This is a genomic window from Bradyrhizobium sp. SZCCHNS30572 (genome assembly GCF_032484415.1).
GTDB lineage: Bacteria > Pseudomonadota > Alphaproteobacteria > Rhizobiales > Xanthobacteraceae > Bradyrhizobium.
Map to the genome: position 1 here is coordinate 552,197 of NZ_JAUESY010000005.1, position 24,547 is coordinate 576,743.

Annotated in this window: 22 protein-coding genes; 12 read left to right on the top strand and 10 right to left on the bottom strand. The window is 66.6% G+C overall.

The genetic code is table 11. From position 1 onward, the window contains the following. Window positions 1-134 precede the first annotated feature (134 nt). The 5 genes from QX048_RS16725 (at window position 135) to QX048_RS16745 (ending at window position 8,004) form a co-directional block, all read left to right on the top strand. Window positions 135-1,055, top strand: a complete 921-nt coding sequence (locus QX048_RS16725) for a PepSY-associated TM helix domain-containing protein (protein ID WP_315826442.1) — start codon at window positions 135-137, stop codon at window positions 1,053-1,055. 365 nt (window positions 1,056-1,420) lie between these two features. Continuing rightward, window positions 1,421-2,983: an efflux transporter outer membrane subunit gene (locus QX048_RS16730; RefSeq protein WP_315751968.1), complete on the top strand. Its 1,563-nt coding sequence runs from the start codon at window positions 1,421-1,423 to the stop codon at window positions 2,981-2,983. Further along, window positions 2,983-4,098: an efflux RND transporter periplasmic adaptor subunit gene (locus tag QX048_RS16735; protein WP_315751969.1), complete on the top strand. Its 1,116-nt coding sequence runs from the start codon at window positions 2,983-2,985 to the stop codon at window positions 4,096-4,098. The genes QX048_RS16730 and QX048_RS16735 overlap by 1 nt, the downstream gene beginning before the upstream one ends. A gap of 33 nt (window positions 4,099-4,131) precedes the next feature. After that, window positions 4,132-7,203, top strand: coding sequence for an efflux RND transporter permease subunit (locus QX048_RS16740; RefSeq protein ID WP_315826443.1), 3,072 nt, complete (start codon window positions 4,132-4,134; stop codon window positions 7,201-7,203). A 111-nt stretch (window positions 7,204-7,314) separates the two neighbouring features. Then, entirely contained in the window at window positions 7,315-8,004 is a 690-nt protein-coding gene (locus QX048_RS16745) for a PadR family transcriptional regulator (protein ID WP_315715662.1), read from the top strand. A 339-nt stretch (window positions 8,005-8,343) separates the two neighbouring features. Here QX048_RS16745 and QX048_RS16750 read toward each other — a convergent pair whose 3' ends face one another. Together QX048_RS16750 and QX048_RS16755 are read right to left on the bottom strand one after the other, a co-directional pair. After that, the gene (locus tag QX048_RS16750; RefSeq protein WP_315751971.1) at window positions 8,344-9,180 is read right to left on the bottom strand and encodes a class III extradiol dioxygenase family protein; all 837 of its coding nucleotides are present in this window, start codon (window positions 9,178-9,180) and stop codon (window positions 8,344-8,346) included. 5 nt (window positions 9,181-9,185) lie between these two features. Then, window positions 9,186-9,539 carry a protocatechuate 4,5-dioxygenase subunit alpha gene (locus QX048_RS16755; protein WP_315751972.1) on the bottom strand — a complete coding sequence of 118 codons (354 nt, stop codon included), beginning with the start codon at window positions 9,537-9,539 and terminating at the stop codon, window positions 9,186-9,188. 123 nt (window positions 9,540-9,662) lie between these two features. Between QX048_RS16755 and QX048_RS16760 the strand changes: the two genes are divergently transcribed. After that, window positions 9,663-10,595, top strand: a complete 933-nt coding sequence (locus QX048_RS16760; protein ID WP_315826444.1) for a LysR family transcriptional regulator — start codon at window positions 9,663-9,665, stop codon at window positions 10,593-10,595. A 24-nt stretch (window positions 10,596-10,619) separates the two neighbouring features. Here the strand turns inward: QX048_RS16760 and QX048_RS16765 are convergent, their stop codons facing one another. The 3 genes from QX048_RS16765 to QX048_RS16775 form a co-directional block, all read right to left on the bottom strand. Next, window positions 10,620-11,006 carry a VOC family protein gene (locus QX048_RS16765; RefSeq protein ID WP_315715658.1) on the bottom strand — a complete coding sequence of 129 codons (387 nt, stop codon included), beginning with the start codon at window positions 11,004-11,006 and terminating at the stop codon, window positions 10,620-10,622. 75 nt (window positions 11,007-11,081) lie between these two features. Further along, window positions 11,082-12,359 carry an NAD(P)/FAD-dependent oxidoreductase gene (locus QX048_RS16770; RefSeq protein WP_315826445.1) on the bottom strand — a complete coding sequence of 426 codons (1,278 nt, stop codon included), beginning with the start codon at window positions 12,357-12,359 and terminating at the stop codon, window positions 11,082-11,084. Further along, window positions 12,352-13,071 carry a RibD family protein gene (locus tag QX048_RS16775; RefSeq protein ID WP_315826446.1) on the bottom strand — a complete coding sequence of 240 codons (720 nt, stop codon included), beginning with the start codon at window positions 13,069-13,071 and terminating at the stop codon, window positions 12,352-12,354. The genes QX048_RS16770 and QX048_RS16775 overlap by 8 nt, the downstream gene beginning before the upstream one ends. A gap of 165 nt (window positions 13,072-13,236) precedes the next feature. Between QX048_RS16775 and QX048_RS16780 the strand changes: the two genes are divergently transcribed. Both QX048_RS16780 and QX048_RS16785 read left to right on the top strand, forming a co-directional pair. After that, window positions 13,237-14,763 carry an alpha/beta hydrolase gene (locus QX048_RS16780; protein WP_315826447.1) on the top strand — a complete coding sequence of 509 codons (1,527 nt, stop codon included), beginning with the start codon at window positions 13,237-13,239 and terminating at the stop codon, window positions 14,761-14,763. A 132-nt stretch (window positions 14,764-14,895) separates the two neighbouring features. Further along, complete coding sequence (locus QX048_RS16785) at window positions 14,896-15,249, top strand: DUF2200 domain-containing protein (protein WP_315826448.1); 354 nt, start codon at window positions 14,896-14,898, stop codon at window positions 15,247-15,249. 24 nt (window positions 15,250-15,273) lie between these two features. Here QX048_RS16785 and QX048_RS16790 read toward each other — a convergent pair whose 3' ends face one another. Next, window positions 15,274-16,191: a PaaI family thioesterase gene (locus QX048_RS16790; RefSeq protein ID WP_316200514.1), complete on the bottom strand. Its 918-nt coding sequence runs from the start codon at window positions 16,189-16,191 to the stop codon at window positions 15,274-15,276. 261 nt (window positions 16,192-16,452) lie between these two features. Between QX048_RS16790 and QX048_RS16795 the strand changes: the two genes are divergently transcribed. Further along, window positions 16,453-17,121, top strand: coding sequence for a hypothetical protein (locus QX048_RS16795; protein WP_315715652.1), 669 nt, complete (start codon window positions 16,453-16,455; stop codon window positions 17,119-17,121). A 56-nt stretch (window positions 17,122-17,177) separates the two neighbouring features. Here QX048_RS16795 and QX048_RS16800 read toward each other — a convergent pair whose 3' ends face one another. Beyond that, window positions 17,178-18,731, bottom strand: a complete 1,554-nt coding sequence (locus QX048_RS16800; RefSeq protein WP_315826450.1) for a L,D-transpeptidase — start codon at window positions 18,729-18,731, stop codon at window positions 17,178-17,180. 463 nt (window positions 18,732-19,194) lie between these two features. Here QX048_RS16800 and QX048_RS16805 point away from each other — a divergent pair, with 463 nt between their 5' ends. Beyond that, complete coding sequence (locus QX048_RS16805) at window positions 19,195-19,512, top strand: antibiotic biosynthesis monooxygenase (protein ID WP_315826451.1); 318 nt, start codon at window positions 19,195-19,197, stop codon at window positions 19,510-19,512. Window positions 19,513-19,525: 13 nt separating this feature from the next. Here QX048_RS16805 and QX048_RS16810 read toward each other — a convergent pair whose 3' ends face one another. Continuing rightward, window positions 19,526-20,914, bottom strand: a complete 1,389-nt coding sequence (locus tag QX048_RS16810) for a pyridoxal phosphate-dependent decarboxylase family protein (protein ID WP_315826452.1) — start codon at window positions 20,912-20,914, stop codon at window positions 19,526-19,528. 108 nt (window positions 20,915-21,022) lie between these two features. On the opposite strand from QX048_RS16810, the gene QX048_RS16815 reads away from it, so the two are divergent. After that, on the top strand, window positions 21,023-21,703 hold the full coding sequence (locus QX048_RS16815; RefSeq protein ID WP_316200513.1) for a winged helix-turn-helix domain-containing protein: 681 nt from the start codon (window positions 21,023-21,025) through the stop codon (window positions 21,701-21,703). 172 nt (window positions 21,704-21,875) lie between these two features. Continuing rightward, window positions 21,876-22,400, top strand: a complete 525-nt coding sequence (gene fabA, locus QX048_RS16820; RefSeq protein ID WP_315826454.1) for a bifunctional 3-hydroxydecanoyl-ACP dehydratase/trans-2-decenoyl-ACP isomerase — start codon at window positions 21,876-21,878, stop codon at window positions 22,398-22,400. Window positions 22,401-22,412: 12 nt separating this feature from the next. On the opposite strand, the gene QX048_RS16825 is transcribed toward fabA, so the two are convergent. Then, window positions 22,413-23,291: a helix-turn-helix domain-containing GNAT family N-acetyltransferase gene (locus QX048_RS16825; RefSeq protein WP_315826455.1), complete on the bottom strand. Its 879-nt coding sequence runs from the start codon at window positions 23,289-23,291 to the stop codon at window positions 22,413-22,415. A gap of 245 nt (window positions 23,292-23,536) precedes the next feature. Beyond that, complete coding sequence (locus tag QX048_RS16830) at window positions 23,537-24,472, bottom strand: sugar-binding protein (protein ID WP_315715648.1); 936 nt, start codon at window positions 24,470-24,472, stop codon at window positions 23,537-23,539. Window positions 24,473-24,547: the final 75 nt, after the last annotated feature.

Here is a 24,547-nt window from a genome sequence, read left to right on the forward strand (position 1 = left end):
ATGAAGCGCGGCGGACGACAGGTTGATATCCCGGCGTCGTCCAGCGAGAACGATCAGAAACGTTCACGGAGCAGACGCCTGCGGACAACGGTCCCGCATGATACCGCGTGCGAGACGATCAATCGGAGACGATCATGAACAAGCAGCTTCTGCTCAAACTTCACCGTTGGATCAGCCTCGTCTTTGCGCTGCCATTGCTTGTCATCATCGTGACCGGGCTGATCCTCTCCTTCGAGCCGATGGCGCAGGTCGCCGCCGTCAAGCCGCAAAGCGTCGATCCGGCGCGCGTGGTCACGCTGATCAAGCAATACGATCCCGACGGCAAGGCACGCGGTCTGTCGATCGACGCCTCCACGCAGCATCTGACCTTGCAGGGGGCGCCGGGCGCCGAGGTCGACATGACAACCGGTGCCGCGGTCGAAAAGCCGGCGATGCCCAGCGTCTTCTCGTGGGCGCGCAGGACCCACGAGCATCTGATCGGAATCCCCGGCCTCACCCTGATCTCGACCATCGCCATGATCAGCATCATGATCATCGGCATCCTGATGGGACTGCCGCGGCTGCGCAACACGCTGTCCGGCTGGCACAAGGGCACGGCCTGGTTCACGCTGCCGCTGATTTTGCTCAGCCCGCTCACCGGACTCTGCCTCGAGCTCGGCCTGACCTTCGCAGGCGGCACTCCTCCTGCCGCAGCCAAGCGCGTCTCGCTGCCTGACGCCGTCAGCATCGTTGCCAAGGACCACGACCTGTCGTCGGTGAACTCGATCGGCAATCGCGGCGGACGGATGATGGCGCGCATCATCGAGGGCGATGAGCTCAGGGCCTATGCCGTCACGGCCGACGGGCTCTCCGCGTTGCCGCGCAACTGGCCGCGCCTGCTGCATGAAGGCAACTGGTCTCTGATCGGCAGCGCGGCCAACGTTCTGATCTCGGTCGCGCTGTTCGCGCTGCTGGTCACCGGCCTGCTGATCTGGACGCAACGCCGGCTGCGGCGCCCGAGCCGCGTGCGCGACGTGCCGGCGAAGCCGGTGGTCGCATCCTCGATGCCATCCTGACCGGCGCTACGTTGCAGACGCCGGCTCGCACCGCGGGCCGGCTTCCAGCGCGATCTGCACGCGCTGCTTCGCTCGGGCCTGCCCTGGACAATGTAGGCGCGACGGCGCTTTTTCGATCATTGTGAGAAACGACGTAGCTGCCCGCCACCGCGGGAAGGGCAGCGGCGCGTTCTCGGCGTTCGTCTCGGAGCTGTCATGCCCGCGTCCCGATGCAGGCGAGCGCCGGCGCCGCGCAGCGGTGCGCGAGACGTGAAGCTGTGAGCAAGCTCGCTTTGTCATCAACGTGACTTGACTAGGCCGGAACCGCCACGCATCGTCGGCGACAGAAAACGAAACGGTTTAGTTTTATGTCCGATGATGTCAAAATGTTTCATGCCTGTTTGGGGCTGGTCCCGAGATGCAGCGCGCTGCCCTTGCGGCTCGGCCTCCTCGGCTGCAGCATGCTGCTCGCGTCCTGCGCCGTCGGTCCGGACTTCATGTCTCCGGACGCGCCGGCCGCAACCGGTTATGTGGCCGAACGTCGGCTCGCCGCGACCGCCAGCGCCTCGACACCGGGCGGCAATGTGCAGAGCTTCGCGCCCGGAGGCGATCTGCCCGGCACTTGGTGGGCGCTGTTTCATTCCCGGCAGATCAACGCCTTCGTCGAGGAGGCGATTCGCAACCACCCGGACATCGAAGCCGCACAATTGGCGCTGCGTGCTGCGCGCGAGAACGCGCTATCGCAGCAGGGCGCGCTATTTCCGCAGCTGAGCGCGAGCGGCTCGGCCGAGCGTACGCAGGCCTCCAGCACGCAGCAAGGACAATGGCCTGGTCAGACCTCGCTGTACACGCTCTATGGCACGTCGGTGAGCGTCAGCTACGCGCTCGACCTATGGGGCGGCACGCGTCGCCAGGTGGAGGCGCTGCAGGCGCAGGCCGACTACCAGGCCTTCAAGATGGAAGCGACGTATCTGTCGCTGACCGCCAATGTCGTCACCGCCGCGATCAGCGACGCCTCGTTGCGCGATCAGATTGCCGCGACGGAGGAGATCATCAAGGCGGAGACCGACCAGCTTGGCCGGATCCAACACCAGTTTGACGTCGGCGCCATCTCCAAATCCGACGTGCTGGCGCAGGAAGCGACGCTGGCGCAGGCCAAGGCGACCTTGGCGCCGCTGCAGAAGCAACTCGCACAGCAGCGCAATCAACTGATGGCCTATCTCGGCCGGCTGCCGAGCCAGGATCGCGGCGAGCATGTGACCCTCGCGGAGCTGCGGCTGCCGCGCAAGCTGCCGATGTCACTGCCCTCCTCGCTCGTCCGGCAGCGTCCCGACATCCGGCAGGCCGAGGCCACGCTGCACCAGGCCACAGCGACGGTCGGCGTCGGCGTCGCCAATCTGCTGCCGCAGGTGACGCTGTCGGGCAGCTACGGCGCAAGCGGACCGGGCCGGCTGTTCTCGCCGACGACCATCGTGTGGGATGCGGCCTCGAGCGTCAGCCAGAAGCTGCTCGACGGCGGCACGCTGTATCACACCAAGGAGGCGGACGTCGCCACCTTCGAGCAGGATCTGTCGCTCTACAAGAGCACCGTCATCACGGCGTTCCAGAATGTCGCGGATTCGCTGCGCGCCATCCAGTACGACGCCGAGGCGCTGAAGGCCCAGGCCGCCGCCGAGAAGGCCACCGCCGACAGTCTCGCCATGGCGGTCGAGCAGTTCAGGAGCGGCGCGGTGCCCTACGCCAACGTCATCAACGCGCAGCAATCCTATCTCAACGCACGCGTCTCCCGCATCAAGTCGCAGGCCACGCGCTTCACCGACACCGCGGCGCTGTTCCAGGCGCTCGGCGGCGGCTGGTGGAATCGCCAGGACGAGACCCCGGCGGCGCTGCCGCGTGCCAATCCCGGTTATTTCGCCGGTCCCAATCGTACGACCCAGGAAGCAATGTAATGAAGAAACGCATGACGATCATGCTGGCCGCCATGGCGGTGCTGTTCGGCGGCCTGTACGGCTTTCAGACCTTCAAGGGCATCATGATCGCCAAGGCGATCGGCGCCATGGCCAACCCGCCGCAGACGATCTCGACGGTCGTTGCGGCGACCGCAGCATGGCGCTCCAACCTCACCGCGGTCGGTTCGCTGCGCGCCGTCAACGGCGCCGATCTGGCGCTGCAGGCTGCAGGCATCGTGCAGGGCATCCAGTTCAATTCGGGCGACACCGTCGAAGCCGGCCAGCAATTGCTGCAGCTGGTCGCGACCGATGACGTCGCCAAGCTGCAGTCGCTGCAGGCGACTGCCGAGAACTATGCCATCGTCGTCAAGCGCGACGAGGAGCAGATCAAGTTCAACGCGGTCAGCCAGGCCACGCTCGACAGCGATCGCGCCAACCTCAAGAACGCGCAGGCCCTGGTCACGCAGCAGAAGGCGATCGTCGAGCAGAAGACGCTGAAGGCGCCGTTCGCCGGCCGGCTCGGCATCCGCGCCGTCGATCTCGGGCAGTATCTCGGCGCCGGCACCACCATCGTCACCCTGCAGAGCCTCGATCCGATCTTCGTCGATTTCTACCTGCCGCAGCAGTCGCTCGCCGACATCCGGATCGGCCAGGACGTCGGAATCGCCGTCGACGCCTATCCCGGCGAACGCTTCACCGGTCAGATCTCGGCGATCAACGCCAAGGTCGATTCGACGAGCCGCAACGTCCAGATTCGTGCCACGCTGCACAACGATGCGACGCGGTTGCTGCCGGGCATGTTCGCCAAGGTCGAGATCGCGACCGGCAAGCCCGAACAGCTCGTCACGCTGCCGCTGACAGCGATCGTCAGCAATCCCTATGGCGATCTTGTCTACGTGGTCGACGATCTGAAGGACGGCGAGGGCAAGGCGCGGCAGACGTTCGTGAAGAGCAAGCCGGCCAAGGGCGACCGGATCGCGATCACCGACGGCATCAAGCCGGGCGAGACGGTGGTGATCGCGGGACAGATCAAGCTGCGCAACGGCAGCCCGGTGAAAATCGACAATTCGCACGTGCCGGTCGCGGAAGCCGCGCCGGATGTCGTCGACCAATAATCCGGCCAGCCCGCACCCATCAGAGTCATCACTATGCGTTTCACAGACATCTTCATCCGCCGACCGGTGCTGGCGCTCGTGGTCAGCGCCCTCATTCTCGTGCTCGGCCTGCGTTCGATGACGACGCTCGCCATCCTGCAATATCCGCGCACGCAGAACGCCATCGTCACGGTGAGCACGGCCTATGCCGGCGCCGATAGCGACATCATCGCCGGCTTCATCACCACGCCGCTGGAAAATGCGATCGCCCAGGCCAACGGCATCGACTACATGACGTCGACCAGCGTCACCGGCAGCAGCACCATCACCGTGAACCTGCGGCTCAACTACGATTCCGGCAAGGCGATGACCGAGATCAACGCCAAGGTGAACTCGGTGCTGAACCAGCTTCCGACCGGCACGCAGCAGCCGACCCTGACCTTGAAGGTCGGGCAGACCATCGACTCGATGTATATCGGCTTCGCCAGCGACGTGCTGGCGCCGAACCAGATCACCGACTACCTCACCCGCGTGGTACAGCCGAAGCTGCAGGCGGTCTCCGGGGTGCAGACCGCCGAACTGCTCGGCGCCAAGAAATTCGCGCTGCGCGCCTGGCTCGACCCCGACAAGCTTGCGGCCTATGGCCTGACGGCAACCGACGTGTCGACGGCACTGTCGGGCAACGACTACATCTCCGGGCTCGGTACCACCAAGGGCCGCCTCGTGCAGGTCGATCTCGCCGCCGCGACCAACCTGCATTCGCTGGAGCAATACCGCAATCTCGTCGTCAAGCAGGTCAATGGCGCCATCATCCGCCTGCGCGATGTCGCCAATGTCACGCTCGGCAATGACGACTACGACAGCGCGACGCGCTTCAACGGCAAGACCGCGGTCTACATCGGCATCCAGGTGGCGCCAACGGCGAACCTGCTCGACGTCATCAACGGCGTGAAGGTCGGTTATCCGGAGCTGCAGCGACAGCTGCCGAACGGCATCACCAGCGAGATCCTGTACGACTCCACCGATTTCGTGAACTCGTCCATCGACGAGGTGATCCATACGCTGGTGGAGGCGATCGGGATCGTAATTGTCGTCGTCTTCATGTTCCTGGGATCGTGGCGCTCGGTGCTGATCCCGGTGATCGCCATTCCGCTGTCGCTGATCGGCACCTTCGGCCTGATGCTGCTGATGGGCTTCTCCATCAACCTGCTGACCTTGCTGGCGCTGGTGCTCGCGATCGGCCTGGTCGTCGACGACGCCATCATCGTCGTCGAGAGCGTGCACCGCCTGATCGACGAGGGTGTGCCGCCGGTCGAGGCTGCCATCCAGTCGGCGCGCGCGCTGGCGAGCCCGATCATCGCGATGACCGTGGTGCTGATCGCGGTCTACGTGCCCGTCGGCTTCCAGGGCGGCCTCACCGGCGCCCTGTTCACCGAATTCGCCTTCACGCTCGCCGGCGCCGTCACCGTCTCGGCGGTGATCGCGCTGACGCTTTCGCCGATGAACTGCGCCTGGCTGCTGCGCCGGACCGAGCGCGACGCCACCACGGTCGAGGCGCGGCTGGTGCGTGCGATCGACCACGTGCTCGAACGGCTCGCACAGGGCTATCGCCGCGGGCTCGAAAGCGTGTTCGCGACCAAGCCGGTGGTCGTGGTGTTCGCGCTGCTGCTGCTGGCGATGATCCCCTGGCTCTATGTCAGCTCCACCAGCGAGCTCGCGCCGGACGAGGACCAGGGCATCGTGCTGTCGCTGACGAATTCGGCGCCCTCGGCCACGCTCGAGCAGCGCCAGTTCTACGGCCAGCAACTGTACGGCCTGATTGCCCAGCGGCGGGAGACGCGCACCGTGTTCCAGATCGACACCTCGACGCAGGTGATCGGCGGCTGGGTGCTCAAGCCCTGGGATCAGCGCAAGGCGACGACCAGCACCTTGCAGCCGGAATTCCAACAGCTCCTGAACGGCATCGCCGGCGCGCGTTCCGTCGCGTTCCAGCCCTCGCCCCTGCCGGGCAGCAACGGCCTGCCGGTCCAGTTCGTGATCGGCACCACCGGCGCATTCGGCGAGCTCAACGACGTGTCGCGCGATTTCATGGCCAAGGCGCTGGCGAGCGGCCGCTTCATCTTCCTCGACAGCGACCTGAAGATCGACAAGCCGCAGACCACCGTGGTGTTCGACCGCGACAAGGCTGCCGATCTCGGCCTCAAGATGAGCGATCTCGGCGGCGCGCTCGCGACCATGCTGGGCGGCAATTATCTCGACTATTTCAGCCTGGAGGGCCGCTCCTACAAGGTGATCCCCCAGGTCCGGCAGAACGACCGCCTCACCGACAGTCAGTTGCTCGACTATTCGATCCGCACCAGCGGCAATGCCATGGTGCCGCTGTCGACCGTGGCCCGGCTCGAGCACAAGACAATCCCTGAGTCGCTCAATCACTTCCAGCAGATCAACGCGGCGACCATCTCCGGCGTGGCGATGCCGGGTATCGCGATGGGCGACGCGCTCGCCACCTTGAAGGAGATCGCGAAGTCGCTGCCATCGGGTTACTCGATCGACTATGGCGGCGCGTCGCGACAGCTCGAGCAGGAATCCGGCGGCTTCGTCACCACCTTCGTGTTCGCGCTGATCATCATCTTCCTGGCGCTCGCCGCCTTGTTCAACAGCTTCGTCGATCCGATCATCATCCTCGTGTCGGTGCCGATGTCGCTGGCGGGCGCGCTGATCTTCATCAGCCTCGGCGTCGGCGGCGCCAGCATCAACATCTACACCCAGGTCGGCTTGGTCACCCTGATGGGCCTCGTCAGCAAGCACGGCATCCTGATGGTCGAGGTCGCGAACGAGCTGCGCGAACAGGGCAAGGACCGCACCGAGGCGATCATCGCGGCGGCCACCGTCCGCCTGCGGCCGATCCTGATGACCACGGCGGCGATGGTGCTCGGCGTGATCCCGCTGATCACCGCGAGCGGCGCCGGCGCGGTGTCCCGCTTCAACATGGGGCTCGTGATCGCGACCGGACTCGCGATCGGCACCCTGTTCACGCTGTTCGTGGTCCCCGTCGCCTATGCGCTGATTGCGCATCGCGGCACGGCGCACGAGGTCGCGGGTCGCGTGACCGAGGCAATCCCATAAATCGCGTGAAATCAACGCGTTATTTGCAGATTCGGAAACCTGCATCGGTCACGGTTGACAAACGAAACCTATAAACGATATATCGTTCGCACGAAACGGAGATCATATCGTATGAGACATCATCATTGGACGTTTGGCCCCTCCCGCAGAGACGACGACAACCAAGAGCGCGGCTGGGGACATCGCGGACGTCATGGACGGCGTGGCTTCGACGAAGCCTGCGAGGAGATGCGCATGGGCGGGCGCGGCGGCGGGTTCGGCCCGCGGGCGGCCGGCCTGTTCGAGCGTGGCCGCCGCGGCGGTCGCGAGGAGTTCGGGCGTGGCGGCGGCGGCCGCTTCTTCGGTCCCGGCGATCTGCGCAGCCTGCTGCTGTGGCTGATCGGTGAGAAGCCGCGCCATGGCTATGAGCTGATCAAGGCGGTCGAACAGTTGGTCGGCGGGGCGTACTCGCCGAGCCCGGGCTCGGTCTATCCGATCCTCAATCTGCTCGAGGACATGGGCCAGATCGAAGCGGCATCGGCCGAGGGCGGCAAGAAGCTGTTCGCGATCACCGACGCCGGCCGTCAGGCACTGAAAGAGGATGAAGCCGCCATCGATGGCCTGCTGAGCCGGCTGCGCATCATGGCCCGCACCATGGGCGGCATGCGCCCGCCGGAGCCGGTGCTGCAGAGCGTGCAGACGCTAAAGATGGCGCTCAAGATGCACCGGCAGGGCTGGAGCGACGCGGAAGCGAAGCGTGTCAGCGACATCCTCACCCGCGCCATCGCCGATATCCAGGGCGACGAGGGCACCGCGAGCTGACATCAACATCAGCCAGGAGCGGAGCCGTGGCAGCCGGAATTGATATCCGTGTTCGCGCCGCCCAGACGCTGCGTTCCCTCTCAACCGTTCTTCACGGCGAGAGGGTCGGGGTAAGGGCAACCGCACGGAAGTCGGTCGAAGGGAGCCACTGACAGCCACATCCCTCGATAGCATCCGCGGTATGGGTCCGGCGTTCGCCGGGACGACAGCAGTGGTGGGGCGCGGCCTATCCAAGCCCACCCGTGTCGTCCCGGCCTTGAGCCGAGACCCATACCGCGTGATCGTCGTTGGCAGACGACTCTCAGTCGTCGCCTTCCGAAAAAGACTCTCGCAGGGGCCCTACACCGGCTCCAGCACCATCAGTCCCGTCGCCGTGTTGGAGATCGGGATATGATAGTTGGCGTGCTCCTTGCGGACCTTCTCCGGCAGCGTGCCGCGCGCCACCATCCAGTTCAGCAATTCGACGCCCTGGGTGCCCGACAGCTCGACCAGCTCGGTGGTCGAATACTTCGTCGCCCAGGCGGGATCGTCGACCATGCTGGCCATGAACTTCTCGTCGAAATCCTTGTTGATGAAGCCGGCGCGCTCGCCGTCGAGCTGATGCGACAGGCCGCCGGTGCCCATCACGACGACGCGCTCGTCCTTCGGCCAGGATTGAATCGCCCGCGCCAGCGCCTGGCCGAGCTTGTAGCATCGCGCGGCCGACGGCAGCGGCGCCTGCACCGTGTTGACGACCACGGGCACCACCCGCACCGGCCATTTCTGATCGGGCCAGCACAGCGCCATCGGCAGCGTGAAGGCGTGATCGACCACCATCTCCTGGCAGGTGGTGAGGTCGAAATCCTCCTTCACCAGATGCTCGATCAAATGCCAGGACAATTCGCTGTCACCCTTGAACGGCGCGGTCTGCGGAATGCCCCAGCCCTCGTCGGCATTGCTGTAGCTGTCGGCCGCGCCGACCGCGAAGGTCGGCATCTTGTCGAGGAAGAAGTTGAGGCCATGGTCGTTATAGACGAGCACGACCACATCCGGTTTGACCTTGGCGAGCCACTCGCGGACATGCGGGAAGCCGTCGAAGAACGGTTTCCAATACGGATCCTGCTGCAGGCCCTTGGCGATCGCGCCGCCAATGGCCGGAACGTGCGAGGTGGTGATGCAACCGACGATCTTTGCCATGACGATTACCCCCTCGCCGCCAGAAGCTTGGCCTTGAACTGCTCTTTCGTCAGCCCGGTCTGCTGCGCGCCGATGTCCTGCATGTCGAGCCCGAAGATGCCGGCGAACTTGGCGAGGTAGTAGGCGTTGCCGCCGGCCTCGATCAGCTCCAGCACGTTGCGGTTCCTGATCGCCGCGCGCTGCTGTGCATTGAGGCCATATTTGGCGCAATAGCCGTCCTCGTCGGCGACGAACGCCTTGCGGTTGGCGGCATCGTTGAACGAGTAGCACATCTTGTTGAGGGCGTAGCCTTTGCGGGCCTGCTCGCCGTCGAAGATGGTGGTGCCGGGCACGGGCTGCCGGGCTGACGTGGTGGACATCTGAGCCTCCCCTGGGCGTGTTTCGGACGGCCGCGCTTGATCTGGATCAAACGCGGCGCCGTTCGTGCCCGCCAATATCGCCGACAGACACCGTCAATAAAGGCCGCGCGACCGATCTGATCCATGAGCCAATTCGATCATTTGGACCTCGACGGCCACCTGCTGCAGCTCCTGCTCGCCGTCATCGAGGAAGGCTCGGTCACCCGCGCGGCGCAGCGGCTCGGAGTCACGCAGTCGGCCGTCAGCCATCTGCTCGACAAGCTGCGCGCGATCACCGGAGATCCGCTGTTCGTGAAGTCCGGCCGCGGCATCGTGCCGACTGCGCATGCGCAGCTCCTGGCGCTGCGCGCCCGCGCGCTGCTCGACGATCTCCGGAGCTTCTCGCACACCGCTGCGTTCGAGCCGGCGAAAATCTCCGCGCAGGTGACGATCGCGGCCAATGATCTGCAGCGCGACCTGCTGCTGCCGTCGCTGCTGCGCTATGCCCGCGCGCAGGCGCCGGGCCTCAGCCTGCGCGTGATCCCTTCCGGCGCACCGACGCCGGAAATGCTGCGCGAGGAGCACTGTCAGCTCATCATCACGCCGCGACCGCCCGAGGGCAGCGACATCCTGCAGAAGCGGCTGTTCGAGGACAGCTATCGCGTGTTCTACGATGCGAGCCAGCGCGAGCCGCCGCAGAGCCTGGAGGACTATCTCGCCAGCGACCATGTCACGGTACTGTACGAGCCGCGGCGCCGGCTCGACATCGACGAGGTCCTGGCCGAGCGCGGCCTCGTCAGGCGGTTCGCGGCGCAGGTGCCGGGCTTCGGCGGCATCGGCCCGTTCCTGCGCGGCAGCCGCATGATCGCGACCCTGCCGAGCCTGCTGCGCGCCTACATGCTGCGCGGCCTGGCGGTGGCGCCGGTGCCGGTCCCCTGCCCGGCGATGCCGATGTACATGGTCTGGCACCTGCGCCACCACGAAGATCCGATGCACCGCTGGCTGCGCCAGCAGCTTGAGATCGTGGTCGCGCCGAGCTTGGCCGCGGCCGCCGAGCACATGCCGGTGATGGCCTGACTCATCCCGAGGGGTGAGCGGCCCTCACGCCGGCGCGTGGCACACCGCCTCGATGTTGTTGCCGTCGGCGTCGCGCACGAACGCGCCGTAATAGTTCTCGTGATAATGCGGCCGCAGTCCAGGCGCGCCGTTGTCCATTCCGCCTGCGGCGATCGCCGCTTGATAGAACGCATCGACCGTGGCGCGATCCTTGGCGTGGAACGCGACATGCGTCGAGGTCGCGGCCGTCCCGCCGGTGCCGATCCAGAAATCCGGACGGCCGTCGCCGAAGCCGGCGTGATCACCATGGCCGCCGGTCTGCGCGTCGGTGATCTCCATCATCAGGACATAGCCGAGCGGCGCCAGGGCGGCCGCATAGAACGCCTTGGCGCGGGCGAAGTCGGAGACAGGGAAGCCGACGTGGTCGAGCATGGTGATCCTCTCCATGGTGACCGGCGAATGCTAGCGCCGTGGGCGCACGGGCGCAACGTGTCGAACACGGCTCGATCACATCGCAAGGATGCGCCGCGCCGTTTGTTGCCCACTCGCCAGCGCCGCCTCGACCGTTCCCATGTCGCGTCCGCGATACAGCGCTTCGCCGGAGATCAGCACCCGTCCGCCATCCCGACGCGAAAGCGTATCCTGCGCCTCGTGGGATGTCAGCGTCGCATAGGAATAGGCTCCGCGCGCGAACGGATCCTTCGCCCAATCCGTGACATGCGACGCGACGAGCTGCTGCTTCAGCAAGCCCGCCGGCTGTACGAAGACGTCTGCGAGCGCCGAAAGCCCGTTTTCGATCAGCGCGGCCTCGTCGCACGCGGCGAAGGCGCCGGCCGGCGGCCCGGCGAGCCAGCCGGTCAGCACCGCGTCATCGTTCGGATGCTGCGTCCACCACACCGGCACGTCGGCATCGGACAGCACGAACAGCATGTCGGAAAGGTCCTCGGTCCGGGCCTCTCGCCACCAGCGACGCTCGAAGCGAAGCAGCAGCTTGATGACGTTGCCGAAGCCGATGGTTTCGGCTGCGGCCAATTGCGGGCGCATGGCCGGCGGCAGCGCGATGGTTCGCAGCAGCGGCAGCGGCACGGTCAGGATGACGAGATCACCGCGCTGCGCACGGCCGTCAGCCAAGCGCACGACGACACCATCATCGGAGCTCTCCACCGCACGGGCCACCGCCTCGAGCAGCATCGCCACGCCATGCGCCCGGCAGTCCGCCAGGAGATGATCGAGCAGCGCCGCGTAGCCGCCGACGATGCGCGCCTGAGCGCCGCGGTCGCCGCCCATCCATTCGTCGCGCAGCGCGAACACGCTGGCACGACCGGGATCGGCCGCGTCATAGCCCTGCACCATCCCCAAGACCGACTTGCGCAGGGCGGCAAACTCCGCGCCGGCGAAATGCCGATCGAGCAGCGCCGTCACGGTCATATCCTCGTCGAGCTGCCGCGCCACGCGGTGCAACTGGCGCATCTGCCGTTCAGCGGGATCCTCGCGCGAGAACGCGCCATCCGTCACGTACCAGCGCGCGCCATCGACCGGCGTCGAGGTGAGCCCCGCCTCGGCCATCAGCGCGTGGGTGACGGGCGCCTCGCCATGGATGAATTCCGCACCGGCATCCGCGCGATATCCGAACCTGCTCGCAGGCAGCGGATGGATGCGCCCGCCGCAGCGGTCGCGCGCCTCCAGCAGTGTCACCTGCTGGCCTGCGCGGGCCAGTTCGCGCGCCGCCATCAGGCCCGCGGCACCGGCCCCGACGATGATGATGTGCATTCGCCGCTCAGCCATGACTTGCCTGGGCCGGCAAGGCCGAGCCGTTGGTGATCTTGTAGCGCAGCCACAGCGCGCCGCCCTCCAGCGCCGTGCTGCTTTCGAGCGTCATGGCCGTGATCGGGGCACGCTCGCCGGACTCGGCTTCCGTCGAATCGAACACGCTCGGCGCCCCCTTGGCGCCATCCACCGCCGGACACAGAACGAGGTTGAACTCGTCGACCAGGCCCGCGCGAAGGAACGCGCCGTTGGCGCCGCCGCCGCCTTCGAGCAGCAGGCGCTTCACGCCGAGCTCCTGCGCGACGATCTCGAGCACGCGCGAAAGATCGAGCTTCGCCTGGCCGGCGAAGACGTAGGAGACGCCCTCGCCGCGCAGTCCCGAAAGATGCGCATCCGACACGGCCTCGGTCAGCACGACGACGATCGGATCGCCGCCGATGTCGGAGCGACCCCAGCAGATCTTGCCATGGGGATCGAGCACGATGCCGTAGGCCTTGGCATCGCGGCGCGCGATCCAATGGGTGCGCGGGAATTTCTCCGTCGTCTCGGCCGGATAGGCCGAGCCCTTGGCGAATTCCTGGCCGGTGACGCGGCCGATCAGCCAGGCGTCGCCGCCGAGCCGGTCATGCACCTGCTCGAACAAATCGCCCGATCCCTTCGGACGCCAGCGGCTCGGCAGGGTCCGGCCGTCGACGCTCGACGCCATCAGGCAGATGACTTCCGGTTTCATGCATCCTCCTTGTCGCCGCTGAACGGGGGTCACCGAATATCGCTCCGGCGGCGTTGTCAACGAAGCGGCGTGCGTTTCGTTCGATTGCGCCGGTGCCGCTCGCCTGCGCCGTCGCTGTTACCGCACCAATTCCTGCGCTAGTTTCGGCTGCAAACGGAGCCGATCATGGACGCTGCGCCGCGCAGACGAGACGCCATCGGTTTGCGCGGGGCAGCCCTGCTGGCTGCAGCGCTTGCCGGCCTCGCGCTCTGCGTCGCCGGGATCTGGCGCCTCGAAGCCGAGCGCGCGGGCATCACGATCGCCCCGCTGCAGGCAGGCACCACCCCCATCACCGTCTATCGGCGCGACGACGCGGCTGCGTCGCCCGTGGTCGTCATTGCCCACGGCTTTGCGGGCTCACGCCAGTTCATGGAGGCCTATGCGCTGACATTGGCGCGCGCGGGCTATGTCGCGGTCTCGTTCGACTTCGAGGGGCATGGCCGCAATCCGACGCCGATGTCGGGCGACGTCACGCGCGTCGACGGCACGACGAAGAAGCTGATGAGCCAGATCGGCCGCGTCACCGACGCCGCGCTGTCCCTGCCGGGGAACGACGGCCAGGTCGCCCTGCTCGGACACTCGATGGCTTCCGACATCATCGTCCGCCAGGCGCTGGCCGATCCGCGTATCAGGGCGACGGTGGCGATCTCGATGTTTTCCGAGGCCGTCACGGCGAGCGCGCCGCGCAATCTGCTGATCATCACAGGCGAATGGGAGGCGGCCCTGCGCCGGGATGCGCTGCGCAACCTCCGGCTCGCCGATCCCGCCGCGCGCGAGGGCGACACCGTGGGCGATCCCGCCGCAAATGGCGGACGCCGCGCCGTCGTCGCGCCCGGAGTTGAACACGTCAGCGTGCTGTATTCGACGACCGCACTGCGCGAGGCGCGCGACTGGCTCGATCGGGCGTTCGGCCGCGCCAGCAGCGGCCCGGTCGCTTCGACTGGCGGTGCGATCGCGCTGCTGCTCGCCGGCATCGTGCTGCTGGCGTGGCCCTTGGCCGAGCTGCTGCCGAAGGGTGATGCGCCGCCGCCGACAATTCCGCTGCGCAGTCTTGCGATCGCCACGCTGGTGCCGGCGGTGACGACACCGATCGTCCTGAGGTTCGTCGAGACTCGCTTCCTGCCCGTTCTGATCGCCGACTACCTCGCCGTACATCTCTTCGTGTACGGCACGCTGTCGCTCATACTGCTACGCGCGCAGGGCGTTCACTTCGGCCGCGTGGCCTGGCTCGCGGCGCTGGCGCTGGCCGCCTACGGCATCTGCGGCTTCGGTGGCGCGCTCGACCGCTACGTCGCCTCGTTCATGCCGATCGCGGCGCGCCTGCCGATCATCGCAGCGATCGCAATGGGCGCGGTGCCCTACATGCTGGCGGACTGCATCGCCAACAGGGGCGGCCACGCCGCGCTGTGGCGCACCGTGTGGATCCGCACCGCCTTCCTGGCCTCGTTGGGCGGGGCAGTCGCGCTCGACCTCAAGCGGCTGTTCTTCCTGCTCATCATCATCCCCGTGATCGTGCTGTTCTTCATCGTGTTCGGACTGATCGGCGGCTGTGTCGGCCGCAGGACCTGCTCGCCGATGGCCGAAGGCCTCGGTCTCGGCCTGATCCTGGCGTGGTCGCTCGGGGTGTCGTTTCCGATGTTCCTGCCGGGCTAGCGTCCGTTTCCGGCATGTGCGAACGAACGTGCTGTCCGACGATCCGAAACACGGACATGAAGCACGCGCTTTTGCCGCGCCGTCGCCCCTCGCAGACCCGACATGCCTCGCCTACGATCCGATGGAGTCAGCATGGCAAAACACCGCATCTACACGACGAGCTTCGCGAGCGTGTACCGATTGTACCTCGCGAAGGCCGAGAAGAAGGGACGCACCAAGGCAGAGGTCGATCAGGTGATCTGCTGGCTGACGGGCTATGGCCAAAGCGAGCTTGAGATCCGGTTGGAGCGTCAGACGGACTTCGAGACCTTCTTCGCACAGGCGCCAGCGATGAATCCGGCGCGGACCCTGATCAAGGGCATGATCTGCGGCGTCCGCGTGGAGGATGTCGAGGAACCGACGATGCGGGAGATCCGCTACTTGGACAAGCTGGTCGATGAGCTGGCGCGGGGAAAGGCAATGGACAAGATCCTGCGCAAGGCCTGATCGTGTCTCGCGACCCGGTCTCCCTCAATCCTGCTCCTGCCCTGGCGCCGGTCGTAGCATGAAATGGCCGAAGGCGGTGGCGATCGGCTTCGTCGCATCGTCCTGCCAGGCGCGGGCCTCGAAGGCGACGACGCGGCGTCCCTGCTTGACGATCGACGCCGATGCGACGGTGTCGAGCGCGCGCCCCGACCTCAGATAGTTGATGGTGAGGCCGACCGGCTTCGGCGGCGCCGTGGCGCCGAGCTCGCGCATCACGGTGACGATCGCTGCGGTCTCGAGAAACGCACCGGTCATGCCGCCATGGATCGCAGGCAGCACGGGATTGCCGATGATACGACGCGAGAAGGGCATCACCAGCGTGTCGTTCTCGGCGAAGCGGATGCCGAGGCAGCGCGCGAACGGACTGGTGGGAAACGGCCCCGCCGGATCGTCCGGGGCGTCGAGCGGCGGTGGCGCGCCGTCGAAGGCCGCCCGGTCGGTCAGCATGTTGGTGCGGTTGGCGCCAATCATGAAGCAGGCGGTCGCGGTGGCGACCGGTGCGGTCTCCTCCTCCTGATAGGCGGTGGCGCGCACGAACGCGATCGAGCGCGTGACGCGGAAGCAGACCGCATGGGCCTTGATGTCGAGACCGGGAGTCGCCGGCTTCCGATAGTCGATGCGCAGATCGAGCGTGGCGATCGCCCGGCTGCCGTCGAGCGCAAGCTGCACCGCCATGCCGCAGCTCTCGTCGAGCATCGCGGTGACGACGCCGCCATGGATCACCCCGGCTTCGCTGTCACCGACGAACACGGGACGATAAGGCAGGGTCGACCAGGCTTCGCCGGGCGCGAAGCGATCCATCCTGAGCCCGCTGATATGGCCATAGACCGAGCGGCGCTGCCCGATGGCCTCGGCGAGCACGTCGAATGCCGGCGGTGCGGCGGGGGGCGGAATGTCGGACATGCGCGATTTAGATCACGATCCCGAGGACGCACGAAGCCTTTTCCGACGGATCCGATTTGCATGCCAGCGATCCGGGCCGGATCATCGCCGTCCCTGCATCGGCACTCCTGAGCGCCGCCGGTCATGCTCACAACTCGAGGCTGCGAGAGCCCATTCCCGCAAAACTACGTGGATGAAATGTTCCGCCGGAGCCGCGCGCTTAGAACATTGGCAACCTTAATATGATCATAATTGTCTCCATCAAATCCCGGAGACCCGTCGATGCGCAGATCCACCAAGACGCCGGACGCCCCGCCGAGCAGCGGCACGGCCTCTCTACGAATTGTCCTGAGCCTGGCGCTCGTAGCCAGCGCCGGTGCGATGTGGTGGAGCAGCGGCGGCGCCAACAGCTTCTCCTTCGGCACCGGAGCGCCTTCGCTCGAGAGCCGCGTCGCCACGCTGACCTCGGAGCTGGCGCAGCTCAAGGCCGAGACCGCCCAGCTGCGCGACCGCCAAAGCGACACCTCCGGCGAGCTTCTGCAATTGCGCGCCAGCCTCACCACGGCCGAAACGGGCCTGGCCGTCTTGCGCACCGCCGCCGACGAGACCGAGGCGCGCCGCCGCGATACGGCCGACAAGATCGAATCCGATCTCGCGCTGCTGAAGCGCCAGACGATCCGCCTCCGCGGCGCCCAGGAAGATGCGGCAACCGAGCTGAGCGGGCTGCGCACCGCGGCCGCGAACAGCGACATGACCATCGAGCAGCTCCGGACCTCCACCGGCGAGATGCGTCAGCAGTTGACGCGCATCGAGACCGCTCGCGAGGCGACCAGCTCGATCTCCCGCAGGCCTCACCGTGTCAGGCGCGTGGCGCGCGCGACCGAGGCGCAGCACGAGCCGCAGCCCTTCTTGATGCAGTGGCCCGGCGTCATCCCCGCAGGTCGCAACTGATTTGAAGCGCCATCCGGCCTGACCCGCGAATCGCGGTCAGGCATCAGCCCGGCTGGTCACCACCAGCCCGGCTGCATCGGCCGGTAGTAGGTCGGAGGCGGACCGCGGCGGCGCGGCGCCGCGACGGGCTGGCCATCCCAGCTGCGCTGGAAGAAGCTGCCGAAGCCGTCGTCATATTCGTCCCCGCTGGCGACGACGTCGACATTGGTCGTCGGCCGGCGCGTGATGAAGCCGCCCTGCGGCTGGTTGCTCAGCACCGCGACGAACTCGGTCCGGTAATTGGTCTCGCTCGACAGCGGCTCGTCCGAGACGATGATCGAGGAGCGCGGCACGGCCGTCGGCGCGATCCGGTCGAGCACGTCCTTCGGAATGGTGATGCGGTCGAGCGCGTCCTTGGCGGTGTCGCCGTCGTCGATGGTCACCGCCGTCCAGCGCAGCTCCGCGCCGTTCTGCGCCACCGCGGTGAACACATGCGTTCCGATCGGCCGGTCGGGATCGCGGATGGTCACCGGCGCCTCGATCGAGGTGTCGAACACCTCGCCGCCGCCATCGGGGGCCGGCTTGTGCGTGTTGCGCCTGACATAGAGCATCTGCGTCGAACGGCTGATATAGACCGAGACCGGCTCGGTCGCGAGCCTGGCGTCCGTCGCAGCCTTGCTCGCATCGGCCTTCCTGGCCGCCGCCGCCTTGGCGGCATCCTTGGTCGAGGTCGCCGCAGCGAGCTTCGCGGTCGCGTCCGACTTCGCGGCCTCGAGCTGCGCTGCCGCGTCGGTCGCCTTGGCGGCGGCCTTCTGCTTCGCATCCTCGGCCAGCGTCCTGGCCTGATCGGTCTTGGCGGCGGCCAGCTTCCTGTCGGTGAATTTGAGCTCGGCCTCGGCGCGCGCCTTGGCCTGCTCCAGCTTGCGCAAGGACGCCTTCAGAGCCTTGGCCTCGCGATCGGCCGCGGCAGCCGCCGCCTTGGCCTCGTCGGCGCTCCTGGCGGCGTCCTCGGCCTCGCGGCCGAGCGTCGCGGCCCGCGAGGGCACCGCGGCGAGCGCCTGCGCATTCGGCGCGAACAGGGCGGGATGGGAGAACTCGACGGGCGCCGGGTCACCCGGCGCGATGATCACCCGCATGCCGATCCAGGTCCGGTCGAACAGCTTCTCGGCAAAGCCGTAGGGCATGCGGACGCAGCCATGCGAGGCGGCATAGCCGGGCAGCGGCCCGCCATGCAGCGCCACCCCGTTCCAGGTGATGCGCTGCATGTTCGGCATCCAGGCATCGTCGTAAAGAGTCGAGTGGTGGTCCTTGTCCTTCTCGATGATGGCGAACACGCCGGCCGGCGTCTCGCGGCCGGAGACGCCGGTCGACACCGGTGCGCGCCAGATCCAGCCATCGGCGTCGTAGAACGTCACCTTCTGGGTCTTGATCGACACGATCGCCATGATCGGATCGCCATGCGCACGCGGCGCCGTCGCCTCGATCACCGGCGCCGGACGCCCCTGCCGGGCGCGGGCCTCGACGCCGCCGGACAGCGCCAGCACAGCCAGCGCCGCAATGGTCACGAAGGCGGAACTTCCCCAACGCCGCCTGGCTGGAGCGAATTGCGACGCCGTAACCTGACCAGCCATGCCCTGCCTCGATTTCAATGCCCGTTGCCGCCCGCTCAGCGCGGGCGGCCGAGCACAGTCTTTGCGCTCGATCATGTTTTTTGGGTGAAGAACCTGGTGTCCAGGCTCGTGCGGGGCGCGAAGGCCGCGAGAATCGTGACTTGCCATACCGAGCCGAGAAACCTCCAGACGTGGCCGACGTGATCCTGCCGAGACGTGCCGTGTGCACAGGCGAACCACCCGGCCCCGTCGGACCAGAGACCCGGCAGGTTCCCTGCCATCCCGCGCGCTATCAGGAGAGTGGCGATTCGATTGCGCAAAGACAAGTCACCTACTCAGCAGTCGATCCGGCTCGCCCGTCGCATCCGCTGTCGCGAGGCGCGTAACAAATCCCAATGCCAATCGAATGGCCATTCAGCGCCCGGGGGGCGGCCCGCACCGACCTCTGGACGGCGCGCGAATTGATCGGCAAAGGAACGAAACCATGATCGGCGAAGTGATCGTCGTTGGCGATCTGAAGCTGCGCAGCGACGCCTCGCTCGACACATATGAGCGGCTGGGCGAACGCATGTACGGCATCGTGAGCAGACTTCCGGGCTTCCTGTCGGTCAAGTCGTACAAGGCGCCCGATGGCGAGGAGCTGACCGTGTTCCGCTTCGCCTCGGAGGAAGCGCTCGAAGCCTGGCGGACCCATCCCGAGCATGTCGAGACCATGAAGCGAGGACATGCCGAGTTCTTCGCCAGCGGATTCCTGCAGATCTGCAAGGTCGTCCGCGAGGTCGGACCGTTCGAGCACGACTGAGCTTTTCGATCCGTCATTGTGACGGACCGCCGAGGACGCACCGGGCTGCGGCAACGGCGCGATCGATGTCGGCCTCGTTCGTCTGCCAGTTGCAGACCGAGACCCGCATGCAGCGCTTGCCGCGCCACGTCGTGCCGCCGAAGAAGGCTTCTCCGGTGGCGCAGATCGCCGCGATCACGGCATCGGTCCGGCGATCGTGATCCATTTCGGTCGCGGCTGGACGCGGATCAAGGAACCTCAACAATCCCTGATTCAGGGTCGGCTCCCACATCACGGCCGCACCGGACAGCGTTCCGATCCGCATGACCAGGGCGTGAGCATAGGCACAGCATCGGTCGACGAGGTCAGCGATGCCCCGCCGGCCGAGCTGTCGGATGGCAGCATAGGTCGGAACGGCGCGGCCACGCCGCGACCATTCGGGGGTCCAGTCGATCGGGTCGCGGGCGCCGTCGACAAACATCGTATAGCTCGTACGATGCGAGAAGGCGCTCCGATGCGCCCCGGCACCGGCCACGAACGCGTAGCCGCAATCGAATGGCGTGTTGAGCCATTTGTGGCCGTCGTTGGTCCAGGAATCCGCGAGTTCGACGCCGCGCAGCAGATGCCGGTAACGCGAACTCGCAGCCGCCCACAGGCCGAAGGCCCCGTCCACATGCACCCATGCGTCGTGCGCGCGAGCGATGGGGATCAGGTCGACAAACGGGTCGAACGCGCCGATGTTGAGGTCGCCCGCCTGCAGGACCACGATCGTCGGCTGCAGGCTGTCTGCCAACGCGCGTTCGAGCGCCGACGGCGTGAGCTGCCCTGCATCGTTGCAAGGCAGAGACTGCACCGCGTTCTTGCCGAAGCCGAGCAGGCGCAGCGCGCGCTCGACAGAGCCGTGCCGCTCGCTACTCGTGATGACGCGAATGGAAGGCGCGCCGAACAATCCCCGTTCCTCGACATCCCATCCCAGCCGCGCGAGCAAGCGATGACGCGCCGCGCCGAGACAGGTCACATGCGCCATCTGCGTGCCCGTCACAAATGCGAAACTCGCCGTCATGGGCAGCCCGAACAACTCCTTGAGCCAAGCGCCCGCAATCTCCTCGATGACGGCCTCTGCAGGACCACAGGCATTGATCGCCGCGTTCTGGTCCCAGGCGGAGACCAGCCAGTCGGCGGCCAGCGCGGCCGGCATAGTCCCGCCGATCACCCAGCCGAAAAACCGCCCGGATGTGCTGCCGAGGATTCCCCCGTCGACGTCGCGAACGAGATCATCGATGACGCGCTCTGCGGCAACTCCGTCACTGGACAGCGCACGGCCTAGCCGAAGTCGTAGATCTTCAAGTGAAGCCGTCGCGTGGACCGGCGTGCTGTCCTGGCGCTCCAGATGCCGCACGGCATGCTTCAGCGCCAATTCCAAGGTCCCGATCCATTCATCGCGTCCCGGCATATATCCGTCCATTCTTGCGTCAGGTCTGCAGCGTTATATGCGTTGAAACCGCCCCGATGCTTCGCTATCGATCACACCATGAGGGACGGTCCCAACTTCGCTGCCATCGCCGCGCTGATCGGCGATCCGGCGCGCGCCAACATTCTCTCCGCACTGATGGATGGACGCGCCCTGACCGTCAGCGAGCTTGCCAGGTCGGCGGACATCGGACTTCCGACCGCCAGCGCCCACGTCAGCAAGCTCGAGCGGGCAGAATTGCTCGTCTCGGTCCGGCAGGGACGCAATCGCTATGTGCGCCTGTCCGGCGAGGACGTCGTGCACACGTTGGAGACGCTGATGCTGCTGGCGGCGCGCACGGGACATCGGCGCGTTCGCACCGGTCCGCGCGATCCCGCGCTGCGCGAGGCGCGCGTCTGCTACGATCATCTTGCCGGCGCCCGCGGTGTCCAGATGTTCGAGAGCCTGCTGCGTGGCAGGCTGCTGGAGCGCAGCGGAGAGCACGTCACGCTGACCGACGCCGGGCGACTTTTCACCGAGCAGTTCGGGATCGATCTTGGTGAGCTGCAGTCGAAGGACCGCATGACCTGCGTCAGTTGCCTCGACTGGAGCGAGCGGCGAGACCATCTCGCCGGTCGTCTCGGCTCTGCCTATCTCGCGCGGATCTTCAAACTCAAATGGGCCCACCGCGACAAGGACAGCCGCGCCGTGCTGTTCAGCCCGCAGGGGCTGCGCCAGTTCGAACGGTTGTTTCCGGTCTGAGGACCCGCCCACCCTGGCGTGGCTCGCCTGCATCAGCAGAGCGCCTTTCGCTGCGTTATTTGACCGCCTCGGCTTGCACGGCCGGCACTGCATTCCCATCCTCTGTGGAGGAGGACGGCCCGCGGCTGGGTCCTTCCCTTGCCGATGCCCGATCGCTGACGGAGATGACGCGTTGCCCGACCCGCGCGATTTTCACGTGCCTCAATCGTCCTACGCCAAGGAGGATCTCCTTCGCTCAAGCGAAGGCGGCTATTTCGGCCCGGGCAATGCGCAGCTGCCGGCGCCGCCGATGCTGATGATGGATCGTATCACCGAGCTGAGGCTCGACGGCGGGCGCTATGGCAAGGGGCGTATCGTCGCCGAGTTGGACATCACGCCCAAACTCTGGTTCTTCGAATCCCTCTTCCGCGACGATCCGGTGATGCCGGGCTGTCTTGGCCTCGACGCGATGTGGCAGATGGTGGGCTATTGGCTCGGCTGGTCGGGCTCGCCCGGCAAGGGCCGCGCCGCCGGCGTCGGAGAAGTGAGCTTTAGAGGCCAGATCACGCCGGACGTCAATTGCGTGCGCTACGAGGTCGACATGCGCCAAGTCAAACGCGGCCGCCTAGTGCTCGGCATCGCCGATGGCCGCGTGCTGGCGGACGGCGCGTGTGTTTACGAGGCCAATTCCATGAAGGTAGCGTTGACGACATCTTGAGCTTTGCTGCCGTTATGACGACAGCTGCTTCTCGAAGAACAGGTCCGGATAGGGATCGTCGTTGAAGCGATCGATCTCCGTCCAGCCGGCGCGGCGATAGAGCTGGACGGCCTCGGCGAGCGCGCTGTTGGTGTCGAGGCGAAGAATGCTGATCGAGAGCGTGCGGGCAGCCTCTTCGGCCGCATCCATCAGGCGGCGGCCAAGGCCGAGGCCGCGGGCGGCGGGCGCGACCCAGAGCCGCTTGATCTCGGCGACATCGCCGCCGCTGCCCTTCAGCCCGACACAGCCGAGCGGCAGGCCGTCGGACAATGCCACGAAGAAAGCCCCGCGCGGCGCCATCATGTCCAAGGCATCGGGATCGCGCGACAGCGACACGTCGAAGCCGCGTTCGAAGCGGCGCGACAGCTCGGCGTAGTACTCGCCGAGGCAGTAGCGCGACTGCTCGCCGCGCGGATCAACCTCATCGATGGCGATGCGGCTGCGTCCCAGCGCGGCCGCGACCAGGTCCATCGCCGCCAAGAGCGCCTCGGGCTGCCCGTGACGCGCCAGCATCGATTCGGCCTGGGCGTTGGAGAGCGTCTCATAGGCCTCGAATTCGCGCCGCCCGGCGGCTGTGAGCCTGGCGATACGGCGGCGCGCGTCGTCGGGATGCGGCCTGGTCATCACCAGCCCCTCCTCCTCCAGGCTGCGCAGCAGCCGGCTCATCAGCCCGGAATCGAGTGCGAGGTAGTCGCGCAGCTCGGCCACGTCGCTGCGGCCATGGCCGATTGCATTGAGCACGCGGGCCGCCCCGAGCGGCCGACCGCGCCCGAGAAACGAGGTGTCGAGCGCGCCGACCTCCGAGGTGACGGCGCGGTTGAAGCGGCGGACGCGGGAGATGGGGTCGAGCATAATGCCTGACTTAAGTCAGACATTTCCGTCTGTCAATTGTGCCCGTAGTCGAGTGCAGGTGGCCGCTCCAGCCTCTGTCGTCATTGCCTGCGCAAGCAGGGCATTCAGTACGCCGCAGCGTTTCGATTGATCACAGCCGTCATGTCCGGTCCGCGGGTACCAAAAGCATCCCCAAGCAAAAAAAGGGCGGCCCAGCCGCCGGCCGAAGCCGGTTGCCGGACCGCCAGGTTTTCCCCGGGAGGAACTCAGTTCAAAAGCTTGGCGACGTTGTCCTTGGTGACGAGGTCGAGGCCGGTGTAGATCACCTCCGGCACCTTCTCGCCCTTCTTGATCGCGAGCAGCGTGTCCATCGCCTTCTCGCCCATCTCGAACGGACGCTGGCCGGTCAGCGCGTTGGAATAGCCGTCGCGCAGCAGCTCGAGCTGCATCTTCAGCGTATCGGCAACGACCAGCGTCAGCTTGCCAGCGTCGATGTCCTTGCGGTTCTTGTTGACGAAGGCCTTGTAGCCCTCGGGCGCGAACATCGGCCAGCCGCCGATCGGCACGATGGCGCCGAGATCCGGCGTCGCGGTGCGCAGATCGGCCATCTGCTGCACGGCGAGCGCGGGATCGTCGTTGCAGAAGGTCGGCGAGCCCGCCACTTCCGTCCACTTCGAGCCCTTCAGCGCCTCGCGCACGCCGTCGACGCGCTCGGCAAGGTTCTTGGCGCCGGGACCGCCGGAGACGACGGCGTACTTGCCGCCCTCAGGCCGCAGCTCGCGGAGCTGCTTGCCGAGCGCGAGGCCGAAGTCCTTGTTGTTGGTGCCGATATAGGCGATGCGCTTGGAGCCCGGCGCATCGGCGTCGAAGGTGATGACGGGAATGCCGGCCGCCGTCGCCGCCTCGATCGATTTCGTCATCGATGGAACGTCGGCGACCGAGATGGCGAGGCCGTCGACCTTCTGGGTGATGAAGTCCTGGATGATCTGCGCCTGCGTGGCCGGCTCGTGCTCGACCGGGCCCTTGTAGATGCACTCGACATTGCCGAGTTCCTTGGCGCGCTTCAGACAGCCGTCGCGCGCGACGTCGAAGAACGGATTGTTCATCGCCTTCGGCACGATGGCGAAGCGGTATTTGGTCTCGGCCTGCGCCGGGGCCATCAAAATCGCGAGCGATGCGACCGCATAGAGCAGCTTCTTCATGGGTTTCCCTCCTCCATGTCTATCCCTGATCATTGTCTGTTCCGGGTGAGGATAGACGCGATTGTCATCCCGGCC

Bases quoted from the DNA above. Each gene is read 5' to 3' on its own strand.
- QX048_RS16800 (WP_315826450.1), bottom strand. From the start codon at position 18,731: ATGGCTGGTCAGGTTACGGCGTCGCAATTCGCTCCAGCCAGGCGGCGT.
- QX048_RS16765 (WP_315715658.1), bottom strand. From the start codon at position 11,006: ATGCTCGACCACGTCGGCTTCCCTGTCTCCGACTTCGCCCGCGCCAAG.
- QX048_RS16825 (WP_315826455.1), bottom strand. From the start codon at position 23,291: ATGCTCGACCCCATCTCCCGCGTCCGCCGCTTCAACCGCGCCGTCACC.
- QX048_RS16805 (WP_315826451.1), top strand. From the start codon at position 19,195: ATGATCGGCGAAGTGATCGTCGTTGGCGATCTGAAGCTGCGCAGCGAC.
- QX048_RS16760 (WP_315826444.1), top strand. From the start codon at position 9,663: ATGAGCCAATTCGATCATTTGGACCTCGACGGCCACCTGCTGCAGCTC.
- QX048_RS16735 (WP_315751969.1), top strand. From the start codon at position 2,983: ATGAAGAAACGCATGACGATCATGCTGGCCGCCATGGCGGTGCTGTTC.
- QX048_RS16775 (WP_315826446.1), bottom strand. From the start codon at position 13,071: ATGAAACCGGAAGTCATCTGCCTGATGGCGTCGAGCGTCGACGGCCGG.
- QX048_RS16780 (WP_315826447.1), top strand. From the start codon at position 13,237: ATGGACGCTGCGCCGCGCAGACGAGACGCCATCGGTTTGCGCGGGGCA.
- QX048_RS16750 (WP_315751971.1), bottom strand. From the start codon at position 9,180: ATGGCAAAGATCGTCGGTTGCATCACCACCTCGCACGTTCCGGCCATT.
- QX048_RS16815 (WP_316200513.1), top strand. From the start codon at position 21,023: ATGAGGGACGGTCCCAACTTCGCTGCCATCGCCGCGCTGATCGGCGAT.
- QX048_RS16725 (WP_315826442.1), top strand. From the start codon at position 135: ATGAACAAGCAGCTTCTGCTCAAACTTCACCGTTGGATCAGCCTCGTC.
- QX048_RS16785 (WP_315826448.1), top strand. From the start codon at position 14,896: ATGGCAAAACACCGCATCTACACGACGAGCTTCGCGAGCGTGTACCGA.
- QX048_RS16795 (WP_315715652.1), top strand. From the start codon at position 16,453: ATGCGCAGATCCACCAAGACGCCGGACGCCCCGCCGAGCAGCGGCACG.
- QX048_RS16830 (WP_315715648.1), bottom strand. From the start codon at position 24,472: ATGAAGAAGCTGCTCTATGCGGTCGCATCGCTCGCGATTTTGATGGCC.
- QX048_RS16770 (WP_315826445.1), bottom strand. From the start codon at position 12,359: ATGGCTGAGCGGCGAATGCACATCATCATCGTCGGGGCCGGTGCCGCG.
- QX048_RS16730 (WP_315751968.1), top strand. From the start codon at position 1,421: ATGTTTCATGCCTGTTTGGGGCTGGTCCCGAGATGCAGCGCGCTGCCC.
- QX048_RS16755 (WP_315751972.1), bottom strand. From the start codon at position 9,539: ATGTCCACCACGTCAGCCCGGCAGCCCGTGCCCGGCACCACCATCTTC.
- QX048_RS16790 (WP_316200514.1), bottom strand. From the start codon at position 16,191: ATGTCCGACATTCCGCCCCCCGCCGCACCGCCGGCATTCGACGTGCTC.
- QX048_RS16745 (WP_315715662.1), top strand. From the start codon at position 7,315: ATGAGACATCATCATTGGACGTTTGGCCCCTCCCGCAGAGACGACGAC.
- QX048_RS16740 (WP_315826443.1), top strand. From the start codon at position 4,132: ATGCGTTTCACAGACATCTTCATCCGCCGACCGGTGCTGGCGCTCGTG.